This window comes from Streptomyces sp. L500 (assembly GCF_054551825.1).
This window is the reverse complement of the sequence record NZ_JBTOLC010000049.1, coordinates 24,393-40,863: the sequence shown is the minus strand read 5'-3', so window position 1 is coordinate 40,863 and position 16,471 is coordinate 24,393. Positions and strand designations below refer to the sequence as shown.

Below are 16,471 nucleotides of genomic sequence, written 5' to 3'. Positions count from 1 at the left end.
CCGCCCTCCAGGGTCACGACGCCGATCTTCGACCCGTCGCCCAAGGTCTCGGCATTCGTGAACGCTGCCTCGGGCCCGGTGGGCAGCAGCGTCCGGGTGTCCGCCGGCTTGCCGCTCACCGCGCGGCCGACCCGGCCGTAGCTGACAGGTTCGCCCTTGTCCGTGAACGGCGGGATGTCGAAGAAGCGCATCGCCGGCCAGGCGGCCGCCGCGAGCACGGCGACCGAGGACACCACGACGAGGCCGCGCCGGGCACGGCCCGCACGGGTTCCGGCGAATCGATTCGTCATCGCAGAGCTCCGGATGGGGCCGACTGATCCCGAGAAGAACCGCCGTCCGACAGCCTAATGCGACACACCCGCCACCCACCGTGATACGGCGGCCGTTCGGGTGACCGCGCCGAGCGAGCGCGCGATCACGCCCTCGACGCGCACAGGCAGCGCCCGCCCCGCCTCATGGCGCGCTCGGCGCAAAGGGCCCCGCTGCCTTGATGGTGCGGTGGATGGGTGCCGTGCTGGTGCCCAGGATGCCGGGCAGGGCGGCGACGGGGCCGGTGAGGTAGCGGTAGAAGGACCCGGCGTCGTGCGTGGTGATGCTGGCGAAGACGTTCGTGGGGCCCGTCGTGGCGGCCGCGAAGGCCACTTCCGGGTGGGAGGCGAGCGCCTCTCCCACCGCGTCGAGGTGCGAGGGCTCCACGCTCAGCCACAGCGAGGCGCGGAAGTCCCGGTCCATGACCCGAGGGGCGTACTCGACGTCGAAGTAGAGCACCCCGGCCGACCGCAGCTCCGCCAGCCGACGGCGGACCGTGGTCTGCGACCAGCCGGTCGCCGCGGCGAGCTCGCCGATGCTCGCGCGACCGTCCCGCGCCAGCGCGTCCAACAGCCGGTAGTCCGCTTCCTCCAGGGGGTAGGCCGGAGCAGGGCCGGCGAGCGGCGGGGCCTCCGGCGCGTTCTGTCCGTCCTGCGGCTTCAGAGCGGTGACCTGCTCGCTCGTCAACGGCCCCGTCTTGGTGATCAGGCTCCGGTCCTGACCGAAGAAGACGTGCAGAAGGCAGTGCGCCGAGACGTCCACGACCCGGGGCGTGCCCGGCAGCTTCTCCAGCAGCGTATCCCCGTGCGGCCCCCGCGCCCGCACGAGGCAGAAGATCTCCGTGCCGCCTCCCGCGAGATGGACCCAGGTGGTGTCCCTGCGCCGCACCAGCGCCTCACCGATCTGGGCGGCGGCGCTCGGCGCACAGCGGATCCGTACGAACCAGGGCACCTCGCCGAGCCGCAGCGGATCGGTCAGCCCGAGGACGCGCAGGACCCCGGCGGACCGCAGCCGGGTGTAGCGGCGGGCGACGGTCTGGTCGGACACCCCGAGCACCTCGGCGATCCGGCGGAACGACGCCCGCCCGTCGACCTGGAGCGCGTGGGCGAGTATCTGGTCCTGTGCGTCGAGTGCCGGAAGGGCACCGCGCTCGATGTCGAGATTCACCACCTGAGCCTACGCTGTGTCGGATTTCGCGCGAGAACTGCTTCTGACTGGGACGCCCGGGCCGCTCGCGTCCATCCTGAGCGGACACGACCGCGTCGCACCAGTACGCGGCCGAATCGAAACGTTCGAAACGGAGTTCCATCGATGCGCAAGTGGTGGCCCCTGGTGGCGGTATGCCTGGGCGCCTTCATCCTTCTGGTGGACGTCACCATCGTCAATGTGGCGCTGCCACAGATGGCGGAGGCCCTGGACGCCCCCTTCTCCTCCCTCCAATGGGTCGTCGACGCCTACGCGCTGTCACTGGCCGCGCTGCTCCTCGCCGCCGGCTCGATCGCCGACCTCTTCGGGCACCGCAAGCTCTACGTGTCCGGGCTCGCCCTCTTCGCCCTGGCCTCCCTGGCCTGCGGACTCGCCCCGAACGCGGGTGTACTGGTGGCCGCGCGGGCGGTGCAGGGCGCGGGCGGCGCCGCGATGTTCGCCACGTCCGCGGCCCTGCTCGGCGCCACGTACCACGGCCGCGACCGCGGCACCGCGTTCGGCATCTGGGGAGCCGTCAACGGCGCCGCCGCGGCGACGGGCCCCATCCTGGGCGGACTGCTCACCGAGCACATCGGATGGCAGGCGATCTTCCTCGTCAACCTGCCCATCGCCGCCGTCGCCGTCCTGCTGACCCTGCGCGTCGTACGCGCCGACCGGACCGCGCGGCCCCAGGCCCGTACCGGCCGTGTCGACGTCCCCGGCGCCGTCACCTTCACCCTCGCCGCGGCGGCCGTGACCTACGGCCTGATCCGGAGCGCCGAGACGGGCTGGACCTCACCGACGGTGATGATCTCGTTCGCCGTGGCGGCGGCCTCCCTCATCGCGTTCGTCCTCGTGGAGACCCGCCTGGGACGCCGGGGCGGCCAGCCCATGCTCGACCTCGCGCTGCTGCGCCGCCCGTCCTTCGCCGGGCTCATGGGCGGCGCGCTGCTGCTCCAGGGCGGCGCCTTCGGCTGCCTGGTGCTCGTCTCGCTGTGGCTGCAGTCCGTCCTCGGGCTCGGCCCCGTCGAGGGCGGCCTGGCCCTGACCCCCATGGCCGTGGTCTCCTTCCTCGTCGCGGCCATCGCCGGCCGTCACATCCAGCGGCTCGCGCCACGACTGCCGATCGGCGTCGGCCTGCTCCTGATCGCCGCGGGCATGTACCTGCTGTACGACGCCATGTCCGCCGACGCCACCGCGTCCTCCCTCGTCATCGGGCTCGCCGTGTGCGGCGCGGGCGTCGGTCTGGCCACCCCCGTCCTGGTCTCCGCCGCCACCGGCAGCGTGCCGCCCCAGCGGATGGGCATGGCGGCGGGCGCGGTCAACACCTTCCGGCAGCTCGGCATGACCTTGGCCATCGCGGTCCTGGGCGCCGTGTTCACCCACACCGCCCAGAAGCGGCTCTCGGGCCTGGTCCCGGACGCGCACGACGCCGCGTCCGCCCTGGCCGGCGGCCAGGCGCAGCGCCTCATCGCCGCCGCGCCGCACGGCGGCCGCGCGGAGGCGGGGGAACTGGTCCACCGGGTGTTCGCCGACGGCATGCAGGACGTCTTCCTCTGCTCGGCGGCGGCAGCGGCCGTGGGCGGCCTCCTCGTCCTGGCCCTGGTCCGCCCCACGCCGACGCAGCCCGCTCCGGGCGCGCCGGGAGCGGCGGAGCCTGCCGGAAGCGCGGGACCGGCCGAGGAACCGGCCTCGGCGGAGGAGCCGGTGACCACCGGTCGGCAGTGATCTGACCCGGAGTCGTCGCTGCCGCTCATGAAGGGCGAACCCGGCCCGGCTGCCGGCGAGTCCGGTTGCCGGCAGGTCCGGTTGTCAGTGGGCCGGGATAAGGTCCCGTCACACGAGATCCCGGACGTCAGGATCCGACACAGGGGGAGTCCTGCCATGAGCGGCACCGAAGGCGACGCGTACCAGGGGTTCACGGCCGAGGAGCGGGCCGCGATGAAGGACCACGCCCGAGAGCTGAAGGCGGCGGCGCGCCGCCGCTCGCGCGCCGACAAGGCGGCGGAGGCGGAGCGGGACGTGCTCGCGAAGATAGCCGAGATGCCGGAGTCGGACCGCATCATGGCCGAGCGCGTCCACGCCGTCATCACGGCCGACGCCCCGGTCCTCGCGCCGAAGCTCTGGTACGGGATGCCCGCCTACGCGCTGGACGGCAAGGTCGTCTGCTTCTTCCAGAGCGCGGAGAAGTTCAAGGCGCGCTACGCGACGCTCGGTTTCAGCGACCAGGCGAAGCTGGACGACGGGCCGATGTGGGCGGCCGGGTTCGCCCTGACCGAGGTGACGGCCGAGGTGGAGGCGCGGATCAGCGCGCTCGTGAAGCAGGCGGTGAGCTGACGCGAGCCCGGTGGGTCGGCACTCATCCGCCGACCGGCCCGCTGCTCGCACCGGACTGTGGGGGCGGCGTGGACTGTGTGAGAACGCGCCGAAGCCAGCGGAACCGGGCCTCGCGAGCGTCCTGGCTGAGAGCCGCCAGCGGTGCGAAGGTGTCGAAGCCGTGGCAGGCACCGGGCCATACGTGCAGTTCGGCCTGGCCACCGGCCTGCCAGATCGTGTTGGCGTAGGCCACACCCTCGTCCCGGAAGGTCTCGGCCGACCCGACCTCGACATAGGCCGGAGGAAGGCCGGACAGATCCGTGGCCCGAGCGGGAGCCGCGTAGGGCGGCAGATCGGCGGCACCGTACCGGTCACCCAGCAGCGCCTGCCACGCGGTCGCGTTGGAGGTCCGGTCCCAGACGTCGACGCCTGCCATCTGGTGGCTGGAGAAGGTGTCGTTGCGGTCGTCGAGCATCGGGCACAGAAGCAGTTGCCCGATCGGCGCGGGCCCGCCCCGGTCACGGACGAGCAGGGCGAGCGCCGCGGCGAGCCCGCCACCGGCACTCTTCCCTCCGATGACGATACGGTCCGCGTCGACGCCCAGCTCGGCCGCGTGCGCGGCCACCCAGACGAATCCGGCGTAGCAATCCTCCACCGGTCCGGGATAACGCGCCTGCGGTGCCAGCCGGTACTCGACGGAGACGACAGCCAACTCCAGGGCGTGAGCCCATTCGCGAAGCAGCCGGGGAAGCACGGACCACGCGTTACCGCTGATCATTCCGCCGCCGTGCATGTAGTAGAGCAGCGGCAGCGGCCGCGCCCTGTCGATGCCGGCGGGCCGTGTGCTCACGAGCGTGACGTCCGGCCCACCCGACGCTCCCGGCACACGCAGTTCCTCGACCTCGAAGCGGCCGTCGTCCCGGAGATCCCGGACCGTGGGCCTGGGCCGGGCCGCGGCGTCCCGCTCCTGCCGGGCCGCAAGGTTCTCCGGGGTGACGGGCTCCCTCACCGCATGCCCCAAAGCCGCGAGGGCAGCGCTCAGTTCGGGGTCGAGAGGAGGCGCGCCCGAAGCCACCGGGAGAGGGACGGACTCGGACTCCGGCGGTATACCGACGGCACTCACGACAGCCCCTCCCGCCGCACGAGAGCGTGTGCGAAATTCATGCGACGTAGTCAACCACTTCAACGCCCACTTCCCGGACGGGCAGCCGCCCGGTGCCGGCTCCGCTCGCTCAACCGTCCAGCCAGCGCACCTCGTACGGCGCCAGTGTCAGTTCCCGCCCGTCCACGCCGGCCGTGACCTGCCGCCGCTCGGTGTTGACGACGAGCACGACACTCTCATGGGCGAGGACGTGAACCCGGGCACCGGCCTCGGCCGTGACGGCGACCCGGCGGAACGCGGACCCCGGCGGGAATTCGCGGGCGAACCGGCCCAGCAGCCGCGCCATGGGCAACCCCTCACCCCCGCCGTCCACATGGGTGCTCCGCCACAGACAACCAGGACAGTCGCCCTCGATCCGCTGAGGGTTCCAGTAGAGGGCGGCGGCGGCCCCGCCCAGGGCGAGTCGCGTCATCGCGGTGGCCTGCACGGCGGTGCGGTGCCGCTCGCTCCAGCCGTCCCGGCCGCCCGCCCGGTCGTCTTCGGCAGGCGGTTCGACGTACCACTCGGCCCACCACACCGGAAGCCCGGTGACGTTCCTCAGCCAGCGGGTGACATCGGCGAACTTCTCGGTGGCGGCGAACTCGTCCGGGATCGTCCGGTGCCCTTCACGGGTGTAGCTGGCCCCGTCCACGACGACGAAGTCCGCTCCCACCTTGTACTTGTTCCAGTAGCGGATGACATCGACGGAGCGCCGGTCGAGCGCACCCCACGCGCCACGCACTTCCGGCGAGCCGTCCTCGTCACCGGGCGGCTCATGGTCGACCACCACATAAGGGCCGCCGACGAGACACTCCGGATTCTGCCGCTTCAGCTCGGCGTGCACGAGGTTGTACAGCTCGGTGTACCCCTCGTAGTCCCAGCGGCGCTTGTCCTCGTCGTAGAAACCCTTCAGCTCGTTCCACACGAGGAAGTGCCGGACGTCCGGATACCGGCGCGCGACCACGCCCGCGAGCCGCGCGAAGTCGGCGAAGTGCCGGGGGTCGGGAGCCGCCTCCAGCCGCGACCAGTCGGTACGCCCCTTCCGCCCGCCCTTCATCCAGTCGGGAGCGCCGCACAGGGTGAGAACGGGGGCCGCGCCGGTGGCCCGCATCAGCGCGACGCGCTGGTCGAGCGCCTCGAAGTCGTAGCGCCCGGGAGAGGGTTCGGGGTTCTCCGCGCCCCAGCCCATGAGATGCTGATTCTGCGGCATGGGCTGCCCGGAGAGCAGGGCACCGGCCCGCCGCGTGGCGTCCGGAACACCGTGGTCCGCGCTGTACTGGGTATGGGTGAACCCCCAGCCCAGATGCGCCCCGGCCTGATCGTCCAGCCCGTCGGCCGACCGCCCCGGCTCACCCCCGCGCCCACCGAACAGCGCCCCGAGCCCCCACCGCTCCAAGCCGGACAGCGCCGACTTCCACACCCCGTCGTTTGACCCCACGACGACCAGAGTATTCGTGATCGTCCGGATTTCCCACGGGTACGGGCCAAGAGAACGACGATCCCCCGGCCCGGCAATACATGGGTGCGGATAAATGGGTTGGGCCGGCGGATCCCCGCTGGTACGGTCTGGGCAGCCGTGAAAGAAACGCGAGGAGGTGAGACCCATGAAGGCTGTATCCGTATGGGTGCTCCCCCTTTTCGTCACGGTGGGCGATTGACGCAGGTGTCGCCGGGAGCGCCTCAGACAAGGCACTCCCGAGAGGCAACACCAATGAACATCAAGCATTCCATTTCGGGCACGGGCGACCACGCGGTCGCGGTCACCCGGGTTTCGGTCACGCGGATTTCGGACACGCAATGGCACGCCGTGGAGGACGACCGGGTGGTCGGCCGCGGCGACGCTTCACGCCGACCCGACGGGCGGCTCTTCGTCAGCGTCGACGCGTGGCACGGCGCGGTCTTCGACCGCATCGCCGACACGATGCTGACGGACCTGCCGACACCGCTGAACACCGTCGTCGACGAAACCGACCACGACTCGAGGTCCGCCTGGGAACGGGCCGGCTTCACCGCCGCACGTCGCGAGTGGGGCTATCTCGTGCCCACGGACCCGCAGGTCACCGGCCTCGGCTCGCTTCGGCCCCCCTCGGGCGTGACGATCGTCCCCGCTGGTGAGGCGGAGGAGGGTCCGCTGCGCGCCCTGGACCGTGTCATCCGCGACGAGGTCGAGGCCGCCGCCGGATGGCGGACGATGCCGGCCGAGGTGCTGCCCCGCCCGGCGGGGACCACCGTGATCGACCCGTCGAAGTACGCGGTGGCGCGGCACTTCGACCAGTACGTGGGACTGGTCCGAGTGGCGCCCCTGACCCGGCGGCCACGGATCGGACTCATCGCCGTCCGGGCCGACAGCCACCGCCGCGGCATCGCCCGGGCGCTGCTGGCCCACGCACTGGGCTCACTGCACCGCTCCGGAACCGCCTCGGCATGGGCCGAGGTGAGCGAGACCAACGCGGCGGCCACCGCCCTGTTCGAGAGCATCGGCGCCCGGCGCACGGCAGCCACCCTGGAGCTCGTCCGCCGCTGACGTCCCGTCACCAACCTTCATTTCCCACCGAATACACCGTCACAGAACGGGAGAGTCGATAGACCATGACCAAAACAGCAAAGGGCATAGAAGTCGAAGGCACCGTCATGGAGTGCCTGCGCAATGCCACCTTCAAGGTGGAGCTCAAGAACGGGCACACGGTGCTCGCCCACATCAGCGGGAAGATCCGGAAGAACTACATCAAGATCCTCCCGTACGACCGGGTGCTCGTGGAACTCAGCCCCTACGACCTCACTCGAGGCCGGATCGTCTACCGGTACAGGGCCTGACGAAAGCGTCCGGTCGGCCCAACCGAGAAGGCCGGCCAGTCCGGGGTCAGCAGTGACCCCTGAAGACGACCGCGCCCCGGACCGGGCAGACGATGCCGCCGTGGTACGGGGCGCGTAGTTCGGCGATGCGGCATCACACCTGCTGTCACCCGTCGTCCGGCAGCTTTCGGAGGTTCGTCCGTTCGACAGTGACGTAAAGACCGGTTCCGGTGACCACGCGGCAGTGGTCGCCTTCCTCCCGAAGCAGGAGCACCGGGGTTCCGGCAGGCAGCATCCCATCGGGCTGCGGGGCCTGCTCGGACCGCTCGAACCAGTACGGGTGCATCTCCTCCAGGACATGACTGAACCGGTTGGGCGCCGGCCGCACGACGTTGTCCCGTGGAATGACCGCCTCGGATCTGAGGACGGTGGCATCGGGCCTCAGGACGGCACGCTTCTCCTCTCCGCGTGCTCCACGTGCTCCGCGCGCGTCTTCGCGCCCGCCCCGGGCCCGGTGCTCTCGCTCACCGTTCATGAGCGCTGATCCTCACGCCGGCGTGAGCAGACTGTCCTCGGGCAGTATCACCGGGATGGTGCGCTGCACCGTGCCGGCGCCGACGGGCGCCGCGTGAGTACGCAGTTCACCCCGTTCGGCCAGCTCCAGGTGGTTGGGCAGCGCGTACTCGTCGGCAGCCTGCATGTCCACGACGTAGCCGAGGTCGCTCAGGCTGCCCACCGTGAGACGGCTGAGCGGATTGGGGGCTCCGCCCACGAATCCGGTCATCAGCTCGTTGGCGAACACCGTCTCGCGCCAATGTCCGTCGCGTGTCCCCGGCCCGCCCTGGTTCTCGACCGGTACGGGCCTGGGCTGACCTGCGCCCACCAGCTTCCCGTACTCCTCCATGGCGCTCGTGCCACGGAAGACGGGGTTGTCGCTGCCCGCGCCCTGGAGCAAATTCTTCTCCGTCCAAGGGCGGGTACCGATTCCGCAGACGTGCCCCATCTCATGGGTGATCACATCCACCAACGTGCCGTTGGCCGCCATCTCCTCCAAGTCGTCCGTGTCGAATGACATCGTGCCCTTCGCGGGCAGGAACGCACCGGGACCGTTGGCCGGCCTCAGCACCGTCGGTCCCGCTTCCCCCAGGATGTTCCCGGGCCCGTCGATCGATGTGCCCTGCGCCAGAATCAGGAGGTCGTCGATGACCTCGCCATCGACGCTCACATCCGGCAGGTCTCCGACGATGACCTTCGCCCAGCGGTCCGCGGCCTTGGTGAACGCGGCCTTCTGCGTCGAGTTCAGCCCGCCCAGGAACTGCACTTTGATCGTGTACGGGGACGTCGTGGCGGCGAGTTCACGCGCGCGCCCGGCGTCGGCCCTCGCGTAGTGGGTCTCGTACTCGACCATGGTTCTCCCTCCTCCGGGGAGGAGTCGCTACGGCTGCGCCGGAGAACCACAGGAGATCATGCCGATCGAGAAGCCGTCTGCGGAGTGTCCGCCCCGGACTCATGAGGGAGCGAAGAAACCGCCCAGGGACCAGTCAGCCCATACGGGTTCGGCAGGTTCCCCGGCGCCACGCGCACTGTCGAGATGGTGTGCGCCTCGATGGTCCGCTGCCCGAGCAGCGGACACCTGTACTCCACTACTTTCCAGGCTACGCCTGTTCGGACGGCCGGCAATCCGCGTCCACGCGGTACCTCTGCCACGCTGGACGCCGAGGTGGTGACGAGGGTGCGGATGATCAGGGTCATGGCCACGGTGTCGTCGGTGTCGGGCAGTACGTCCATGGTTCGCACCTCCAGGGTGGGCAGGTGCGGGTTGGGCCGTACGTCCCAGAACGGCATGCCGGGCTCCGGCATAGCCTCGGTGGCGGCCATCGCGCTGGCGAGGTGTTCGTATGCGTCCAGCGACGCGGCGTACGGTGGCGGGCCCAGGCAGGGGAAGCAGCCGCGGATCACCGCGCGCCAGCCAGCGTGGCCGGTGTCCCGGCCGCGGTGGTCGGCCGTCTCCCGGTCGGGCAGGTGTACGTGTGCGTGGAGGGCGCACAGCACGAATTCGTCGAGCAGCCTGCGGTACTGCAGGAGTCCGGCGCGGTAGCGGGGGTGGTCGCCGATGTCCGCACCCGCCGTGCCAGTACCGCTGTCGTCCGCGAGGACCGGTGTGCCGGACGCGCACAGGCGCAGGCCGTCGGCTCGCGCCGCGGCCGCCAGAGCCGGCCGCCACCAGGCGGCGGCTGCCGGGATGGACGAGGAAGAACTCCTCTTCCACCCCGATCGTGGGTGGCTCCTCCGCGGGGTGAGGGTGCACGGCTCCAGGATCACCTGCCCTCACGGAGTTGTCGCCTCACACCGGCGGCCGTGCGGCGGAAGCCGCGAGCGGCCCGGGCAACGCTCCAGGTCGTCCCGCGCCCCGCCGACCGGGGGAGGGAGAGAGATCGGCCGTCACCCGTCTCCCTTTGCGAACCGTTGACCCGGCTGGCCCACCCAGGCCGCCGCGCGATTCGAGCGGAGCACGGATCATGACACTGTGGACGGACACCCGGATCCCAGTGGTGGGGCTGAGCCCTCGGACGTGCTCGAGGTGGCGCCGACGGCCCGGACGGCGGTGGCGTGGCTGCCACCGCAGGAGCTCTGGCCGCCGATCCAGGACATCCGTTGGGAGCATGATCCGCAGGTTCGGCGGTGGCCGCCGCACGTGAATCTGTTGTTCGGGTTCGTGCCGGAGGAGGAGTTCACGCGGGCTGTGCCGCTGCTGTCCGCCGCAGTGGCGGAGAGCGCGGTGTTCACGGCACGTCTGGCGGGTGTGCGGTATTTCCGGCACCGGTCCTACGCGACGGTGTGGCTCGACCCGGCCGCGGCGGATCCGGCAGCGTGGGCCCGGCTCCACCGGGCGCTGGAGCTGCGATTCCCGCTGTGTCGCGGTCGTGGTGGCCGCTTCACCCCGCACCTGTCGCTCGGCCGCACCCGGGACCCGCGGCGGCTGGCCGCCGAGTGTGCCGTCCGGCTCGGCGGATTGTCCGCGGTGGTCGAGGAGGTGGTCCTGCTCTCCCGGCGAGGTGAGGGGCCGATGCGGCCGCGTGCTGTGATCAGGCTGGGTACGGGTGAGGTCCGCCGGACGCAGGATTACCAGCAGGGTTACTACCGGTAGAAGGCACGGGCCGCGTGAGCCGGGGGCTGTCGGAGGCCGCCCAGGAGGGCGGTTCTGCGGGGGAGCGGTGTGACGGTTGTTCAGTCCGCAGGACGGGTGGCTGTGATGACGTAGTAGTCGAGGATGCCTTCCTCGTGGACGCGGAGGAAGTTGCGGGGCCACGCGTCGGGCCCTGAGACGTGGTTGATCCAGCGGTCCCAGCCCTGCCATACGGCTGGTCCGATCGATGTGGCTCGGGTCTGTGTCAGTCCGGCCTGGGCGAGGGCGTCGACGACGTGGGTGACGGGGTGGGCGAGGTCGAGGCCGTTGGCGTAGCAGTCGAGGAGTGCGGCGAGGCGTTCGGCGTGGCCGGGTGTGTCGTCGGTGGTGAAGAAGCTGGCGATCACGGCGTGCCCGCCGGGCCGCAGCACACGGGCCGTTTCACGCCCGAAGGCGGTCAGGTCGCTGAAGTGCTGGGCGGCTTCGACGCTGTAGAGGAAGTCGAACTCCTCATCATCGAAGGGCATGCTCTCGGCCGCGCCCTGGACGAAGCCGAGGTGCTCCGGCCGTTCCGCCAGGAGACGGGAGTTGGACTGCCGGGCTCGCTCGATCTGTCGTGGGTGGATGTCCATGCCGGTGATCTGCGCGAAGCCGTACTCCTGGAGCGCCAGCGCGGTACCGGCCCCGGTGCCGGAGCCGACTTCCAGCGCCCGCCGCTGCTCGGTGGGCGGCAGGGCGTTCAGGATGTGCCGGTACATGTCCTGCTGGCTGCGGACGCGGTCCTCGTGGGAGAGGCCGGAGCCGATGTCGATGGCCTGCCAGTGGCCGAAGTTGATGAATCCTCCGGCGAATATGGGTTTGGTGCCGAGGTCGTCCGCTCCGTAGGCCTCCTGCACCGCGGGCGGGATCGGCCGTTGGTTCTGCTCGGGCTCTCGTATCAATTCCGGTGCCTCCTCGGGGCAGGGCGTATCGCCCTTCACGCATCAGATATGTGGCAGGGGAGCGGGTCGCAGTCTAGTGACGCGAACGAGCGGGTGTCCGCCTGTCCTTTTGCGGCCCCTGAGGTCAGCGATGCCCTTCGACATGGCCCCGGGGAGTACACGTTCCGCGCGGGGCGGAGGGCGGCGTCCAGGCGGCCGGGCGCGGACGCCCTGCCCGCCCTCGGTCGTCGGTTCCACAGCCATCAGGATGACGGCCATCAGAGCCATGGCCATGGGGCCCACGGCCCGTGAAACACCGGTGCGGCGGTCGCCGGACCAGCCCCAGACGCTCCCTGGATTGCAGGCATATATATGCGTGATTACGCTAAATCTCGCGCATTACAGCCATCAAGAACACAGTGCCGCCAAGGAGGCTAATCATGGGTAGACAGGCCGAAGTCGCGCGTCGAGTGCTTCCCTCGTTCGAGGAGGCCGAAGGGCTGGGCCCGCAGGACGGCGCCTTCGTGCGCGACCTCGTGGCGGTGCTGGACAAGCATGGCAATCTCGACCGGTTCGGCCTGTGCCTGCTGCACGACCACTTCCGCCTCGCACCTGACGAGGTGCTGGTCGAGACCCACGACCTCGACGCCCGCACCCTGCAGGTCAAGGTGGAGAAGGCCGCCACGACCACGCACACCAGGCCTTCCCAGTGGCGCTTCGCGAAAGCACCGGGCAAGGCGAAGGCATCCCGGAACACCGGTGATGTCGACGTCGAGAGCCACGTCTGCCAGGTGGTGCTGCAGTGCAGCCCGATCAGTGAGCTTCTTCGAGTTGGCCACTGATCGGGTGACGGGCGAGGGGCGCGTAACGGGCAAGGCTCCCGGACGGTTGAGCGAGATGTCTCACGTCTCAACTCGGTCGCCAAGGAGCCTTGTTGGTCACCTATCCTGCCGCACTGGACCTTCCCCATGCTCTCGTGGAGTGGGTGACGATGCTGATCGTCACCCGGGAGAGTGAGCGGAAGTGCAAGCTCCCGGCATCCCAGCGGGCCCTGATCACTCTCGTGTACCTACGGAAGCACGACACCCTGGCCCAGATCGCGGCCGGCTTCGGGATCAGCGAAAGCACCGCCCACGCCTACGTACACAGCGTGATCACGCACCTGTCCGCCCGTGCTCCCTCGCTCACCCGGGCACTGCGCCGGGCCCGCCCGGAGTACGTACTCGTTGACGGAACCCTCGCCGAATGCGACCGCGTGGGCAACGGCCAGGACGACTACTCCGGCAAGCACCGCAAGCACGGAGTGAACGTCCAGGCCGTCACCACCCCGGCCGGTGAACTCCTGTGGTTCTCCCCGGCCCTGCCCGGACGGACCGCGGACATCACGGCCGCCCGCACCCACAAGATCGTAACCATCTGTGAGCGTCTGAAGATCCCTGTTCTCGCGGACAAGGCCTACCAGGGAGCCGGCGGGACCTTCGCAACGCCGGTCAAGCGACACCGGGGCCGGGAACTCACTGTCAAGCAGAAGTCCGTCAACCGGGCACATGCCCGGCTCCGCTCTCCTGTTGAACGTGCCTTCGCCCGGCTCAAAGCCTGGCGGATCTTCCGCAAGGCCCGCGTCAGCCCCAACCGGCTCACGTCAATGATCCAGGCAGTCCTCACCCTGGAGCAGCAACGCTGAAGAAGCTCAGTGGATGCCCGGGGAAGAAGAGCGCGCAGCGGTGAGGTCACCCACCGCTCCTGCCGGTCGCCCGGGCCGGTGCCCGGACGGCCGTCGGCGGCGATGATCGCCGAGGCCCGCCGAGCGGGGCGGTGTACGGCACTGCTGCTGGCCTGCCTGGTGTGGTCAGGCGCCCCTCCCGCTCGCGCGGAAGCCCCCGCCGAGGCCCGTACGGAGGCCCCCGCCGAGGCCCCCGCCGAGGCCCGTATGGAGGTCCGCGCCGAGCCCCGCGCGGAAGCCCATACGGAGGTCCGCTCCGAAGCCCGCGCGGAAGCCCGCCCTGAGGCCCGCGCGGCCCCCCACGCTGAGGTCCGCACCGCGGCCCCCACGGCCCCCCATGGGGAAGCTCCCGCCGCCCCCGGCCCCGCCACCGCTGAGTGCCACGCCGACCAGCTCGCCACCGCCCGTACAGAGGCCACGCTGCGGATCGACAACCGCTCCCAGTCCGTGGCCGCGGCCATCGCGACGATGACCGTCCGGGCCCCCATCTCCTGGGTGCACGCCAACGACCTGCTGCTGAGCGAGAATTCCGCCGCCCACCAGCAAGCGATGCGCTGCCTGCTGCGGGACCCGAGGGACGTCATGCGTCCCGACGAGTTCCGCCCGCACAGCCCACAGGTGGTCACCGAGGCGTCCTGGGTCAAGGTGCGCTACGACACCCTCTTCCAGTTCAACAAGGGCGGGCAGTCCCGGATCGGGCCATGGGCGATCGGCGTGCGGCCCGAGCTGTGGACCCTCTCGCTCGTGCCGCCCCCGGCGCTGGCGGGCGCGCACTGGGACGACGTACGGATCGAGCTGGGCGGTCTGGCCACCTCACAGGTGACGCCCCGGCCGGCGCAGGCGGACAGCGCGAACCTGCTGTGGCGCGACCTGGGGCCACCAGGGCCCCAGGGTTCCACGGTGACGGTCCAACTGGTACCCCCATGGCAACGCGCCTGGGTGGCGACGAGTTCGAGCAGCGAACCGTGGCTGGTGGCCAACGCGGCCGGGATGACCACCTGGTGGCTGGGCGCCGCGGGCATCATCGTCTTCGCGGCCCTCCAGGCCCGCCGCTGGCCCGCCGGCTCGGAGACCACCGCCCTCCAGGACGGCAGCAGCACCGCCCTGTTGCGCTGGGGCCTGCTCAAGGCCGTGCTCGGCGTGCTGGTCCTCCTCCTGTACAAGATGGTCCTCGACAGCGCCAGGGCGCTGAAGATCGCGCCGACCTGGCTGGGGTACGAATTCCGCTGGCCCGCCCTCGTCGGCTTCCTCGCCGCCTGGACCCTCATCGTCACCGCCCGCCCCAGGAACACCGTACTGGCGGCCGCCACCGCGCTGACCCTGGTCGGAGGACTGGTGGCAGCCGCACCGTCCCTGTTCGGCCTGCCCCCGCAACTCGTCGCCCTCAAGGGACCGGCCGGCGCGACGGACCTCCCCGCCCTCCTGGTGATGGCCGCGGCCATGCTCTGGCTGTGGCTCGCCGGACTGGTGCTGTGGGCCCGCCTGCTGGCCCACGACGGCGGACTGCTCCGCCCCCCTGCCTCCCCTTGGCGGCTACGCCGCACGGGAACCTGCCTCACCGTCACCACCCTGCTGTTCCTGGGCTGGGCGGTGTGGGCGAGCGAACGTCACTGGAAACGGGTCAGCTGGCTCAGCGACCAGGGCGCCCCGGACTACCGGGCGCGCTACCGCACCTTCCTCAGCAAGGAACTGGTGTCCTACACCGCCGAGCTCCCCGCCTGGTTCTACTCCCACACCTGGGCGCTGACCGGCATCGCCGTCGTGGCCCTGCTCAGGGCCCGGGACCTCGCGCCACGCATGCCGTACGCGAGCCCCACCAAACTGGACCGGCTCCTGCTGGCCGTCTTCTTCGCCGTCGTGGTGGCCTGGCGCCAGGGCTCCTACGCCGGCAGCCAGCTGCTCGCCAGCCTCTGGCTGGTGCTGGACCTCGCCGCGCTGTACGGGCTGCTGGCGGTCGGGCAGCGACGAGCCGTCCTCATCCAGCACTTCGAGGGCTGCTCTCGTGCCCCGGCACTGGGCGAATCGATCAGCGAGGCCGGCCTCAACGACCTCATCGCGCGTGCCCGCCGCTACCGGGAACTGATCGGTCTCCTGCGCGGCATGGACCCGGCCCATCATCCCGACGCCCCCGGTGGCAGGCACGCGGTGGAGAAGGAAATGAGCCGCCTGCACCACTGGCGGCCCCAGGGCGGGACCCGAGGCTCCCCGCGGCTGTGGCTCCCCGGCGAGGTCACGGTCGTGGACGTCGCCCTGAGCTGGGGACCGTACGCCAGGTGGTGGGACAACGCCCGGCGGGCCGCCCTCCTGGCGGCCGTCTTCGGCTCGCCCGGCAGCGTCATCCTCGTCTGGGCCTCGTACGCCCCGGAGCAGGTGTGGATGCGCCAGAAGCAGTACTTCTTCGGCGCCCCCGAGATGGTGTGGGCCTTCGTCTCCTGGGAACTGACCTGGGCGGGCGCGGGCCTGGTACTCGGAGCCCTCTGGCGGCTGCTCCCCGGCCGCCGCGGCCCGGCCCGCGCCCTGGGCCTGGTGATCGCCTACGCCCTGCTGATCGGCCTGGGCAGCCTGGGCAACCTCATCACCAACCAGGGCGTCGGCAATGTGGCCTTCGGCGTCTGCCTCATGCTCCTGGTACTCACCCTCACCGGCCTCGCCATGGACCTGGACACCTTCCGCTCGGAACGCCGCCTGTGGCCCAGCCGCATCCAGCTGCTGCTGTCGATCTATCAGATGAGGAGCTTCTCCGCGCAGATCGCCTACGTACTGGTCCAGCTGGTCGCGGTACTGACCATCCTGAGGTTCTTCGTCGGCCCCGAGTCGAGATCCCTGAAGTAACCACGAAGTGACCATCTTCCCTTGGGCGTCCGTCAGAGCCTCGCCGAGCAGCGGCCAGGGCCGTAGCCGAATTCGTGGCCCGGGCAGGACACTCTGCTCTCCGAGTCCTTCCATACCGCAGACCG

14 protein-coding genes and 1 pseudogene are annotated in these 16,471 nt (G+C 70.7%); 8 read left to right on the top strand and 7 right to left on the bottom strand.

Translation table 11 applies throughout. The features are described 5' to 3' along the window. Both ACX9I7_RS28455 and ACX9I7_RS28450 read right to left on the bottom strand, forming a co-directional pair. A pseudogene (locus tag ACX9I7_RS28455) lies at window positions 1-290 on the bottom strand (hypothetical protein); the annotation flags it as partial. Between the two features lie 163 nt (window positions 291-453). After that, the gene (locus ACX9I7_RS28450; protein ID WP_459388940.1) at window positions 454-1,476 is read right to left on the bottom strand and encodes an Lrp/AsnC family transcriptional regulator; all 1,023 of its coding nucleotides are present in this window, start codon (window positions 1,474-1,476) and stop codon (window positions 454-456) included. Window positions 1,477-1,620: 144 nt separating this feature from the next. On the opposite strand from ACX9I7_RS28450, the gene ACX9I7_RS28445 reads away from it, so the two are divergent. Beyond that, window positions 1,621-3,222: an MFS transporter gene (locus ACX9I7_RS28445; protein WP_459388939.1), complete on the top strand. Its 1,602-nt coding sequence runs from the start codon at window positions 1,621-1,623 to the stop codon at window positions 3,220-3,222. A gap of 156 nt (window positions 3,223-3,378) precedes the next feature. Then, complete coding sequence (locus ACX9I7_RS28440; RefSeq protein ID WP_459388938.1) at window positions 3,379-3,831, top strand: iron chaperone; 453 nt, start codon at window positions 3,379-3,381, stop codon at window positions 3,829-3,831. 22 nt (window positions 3,832-3,853) lie between these two features. On the opposite strand, the gene ACX9I7_RS28435 is transcribed toward ACX9I7_RS28440, so the two are convergent. Together ACX9I7_RS28435 and ACX9I7_RS28430 are read right to left on the bottom strand one after the other, a co-directional pair. Beyond that, a complete protein-coding gene (locus tag ACX9I7_RS28435; RefSeq protein WP_459388941.1) occupies window positions 3,854-4,885 on the bottom strand; it encodes an alpha/beta hydrolase in 1,032 nt (343 codons plus the stop codon). Window positions 4,886-5,042: 157 nt separating this feature from the next. Next, a complete protein-coding gene (locus ACX9I7_RS28430) occupies window positions 5,043-6,389 on the bottom strand; it encodes a xylan 1,4-beta-xylosidase (protein WP_459388937.1) in 1,347 nt (448 codons plus the stop codon). 273 nt (window positions 6,390-6,662) lie between these two features. On the opposite strand from ACX9I7_RS28430, the gene ACX9I7_RS28425 reads away from it, so the two are divergent. Together ACX9I7_RS28425 and infA are read left to right on the top strand one after the other, a co-directional pair. Beyond that, complete coding sequence (locus ACX9I7_RS28425; RefSeq protein WP_459388936.1) at window positions 6,663-7,475, top strand: GNAT family N-acetyltransferase; 813 nt, start codon at window positions 6,663-6,665, stop codon at window positions 7,473-7,475. 65 nt (window positions 7,476-7,540) lie between these two features. Next, window positions 7,541-7,765, top strand: a complete 225-nt coding sequence (gene infA, locus ACX9I7_RS28420; RefSeq protein WP_358633456.1) for a translation initiation factor IF-1 — start codon at window positions 7,541-7,543, stop codon at window positions 7,763-7,765. Between the two features lie 526 nt (window positions 7,766-8,291). Here the strand turns inward: infA and ACX9I7_RS28415 are convergent. After that, window positions 8,292-9,152: a leishmanolysin-related zinc metalloendopeptidase gene (locus ACX9I7_RS28415; protein WP_387576712.1), complete on the bottom strand. Its 861-nt coding sequence runs from the start codon at window positions 9,150-9,152 to the stop codon at window positions 8,292-8,294. Between the two features lie 56 nt (window positions 9,153-9,208). Further along, window positions 9,209-10,066 carry a carboxylate-amine ligase gene (locus tag ACX9I7_RS28410; protein WP_459388935.1) on the bottom strand — a complete coding sequence of 286 codons (858 nt, stop codon included), beginning with the start codon at window positions 10,064-10,066 and terminating at the stop codon, window positions 9,209-9,211. A 250-nt stretch (window positions 10,067-10,316) separates the two neighbouring features. Here ACX9I7_RS28410 and ACX9I7_RS28405 point away from each other — a divergent pair, with 250 nt between their 5' ends. Continuing rightward, window positions 10,317-10,892 (top strand): 2'-5' RNA ligase family protein, encoded by a 576-nt coding sequence (locus ACX9I7_RS28405; protein ID WP_387576706.1) that lies wholly within the window; start codon window positions 10,317-10,319, stop codon window positions 10,890-10,892. An 80-nt stretch (window positions 10,893-10,972) separates the two neighbouring features. On the opposite strand, the gene ACX9I7_RS28400 is transcribed toward ACX9I7_RS28405, so the two are convergent. Next, on the bottom strand, window positions 10,973-11,812 hold the full coding sequence (locus tag ACX9I7_RS28400; protein WP_459388934.1) for a class I SAM-dependent methyltransferase: 840 nt from the start codon (window positions 11,810-11,812) through the stop codon (window positions 10,973-10,975). 419 nt (window positions 11,813-12,231) lie between these two features. Here ACX9I7_RS28400 and ACX9I7_RS28395 point away from each other — a divergent pair, with 419 nt between their 5' ends. The 3 genes from ACX9I7_RS28395 to ACX9I7_RS28385 all read left to right on the top strand — a co-directional run bounded on the left by ACX9I7_RS28395 (window position 12,232) and on the right by ACX9I7_RS28385 (window position 16,346). Beyond that, window positions 12,232-12,633, top strand: coding sequence for a hypothetical protein (locus ACX9I7_RS28395; protein ID WP_459388933.1), 402 nt, complete (start codon window positions 12,232-12,234; stop codon window positions 12,631-12,633). A gap of 92 nt (window positions 12,634-12,725) precedes the next feature. Continuing rightward, window positions 12,726-13,475 (top strand): transposase family protein, encoded by a 750-nt coding sequence (locus ACX9I7_RS28390; RefSeq protein WP_358241289.1) that lies wholly within the window; start codon window positions 12,726-12,728, stop codon window positions 13,473-13,475. A 78-nt stretch (window positions 13,476-13,553) separates the two neighbouring features. Next, window positions 13,554-16,346, top strand: a complete 2,793-nt coding sequence (locus tag ACX9I7_RS28385; protein ID WP_459388932.1) for a DUF6185 family protein — start codon at window positions 13,554-13,556, stop codon at window positions 16,344-16,346. Window positions 16,347-16,471: the final 125 nt, after the last annotated feature.

Coding starts and splice junctions, on each gene's coding strand:
- ACX9I7_RS28445 (WP_459388939.1), top strand. CDS start 1,621: ATGCGCAAGTGGTGGCCCCTGGTGGCGGTATGCCTGGGCGCCTTCATC.
- ACX9I7_RS28440 (WP_459388938.1), top strand. CDS start 3,379: ATGAGCGGCACCGAAGGCGACGCGTACCAGGGGTTCACGGCCGAGGAG.
- ACX9I7_RS28425 (WP_459388936.1), top strand. CDS start 6,663: ATGAACATCAAGCATTCCATTTCGGGCACGGGCGACCACGCGGTCGCG.
- infA (WP_358633456.1), top strand. CDS start 7,541: ATGACCAAAACAGCAAAGGGCATAGAAGTCGAAGGCACCGTCATGGAG.
- ACX9I7_RS28415 (WP_387576712.1), bottom strand. CDS start 9,152: ATGGTCGAGTACGAGACCCACTACGCGAGGGCCGACGCCGGGCGCGCG.
- ACX9I7_RS28395 (WP_459388933.1), top strand. CDS start 12,232: ATGGGTAGACAGGCCGAAGTCGCGCGTCGAGTGCTTCCCTCGTTCGAG.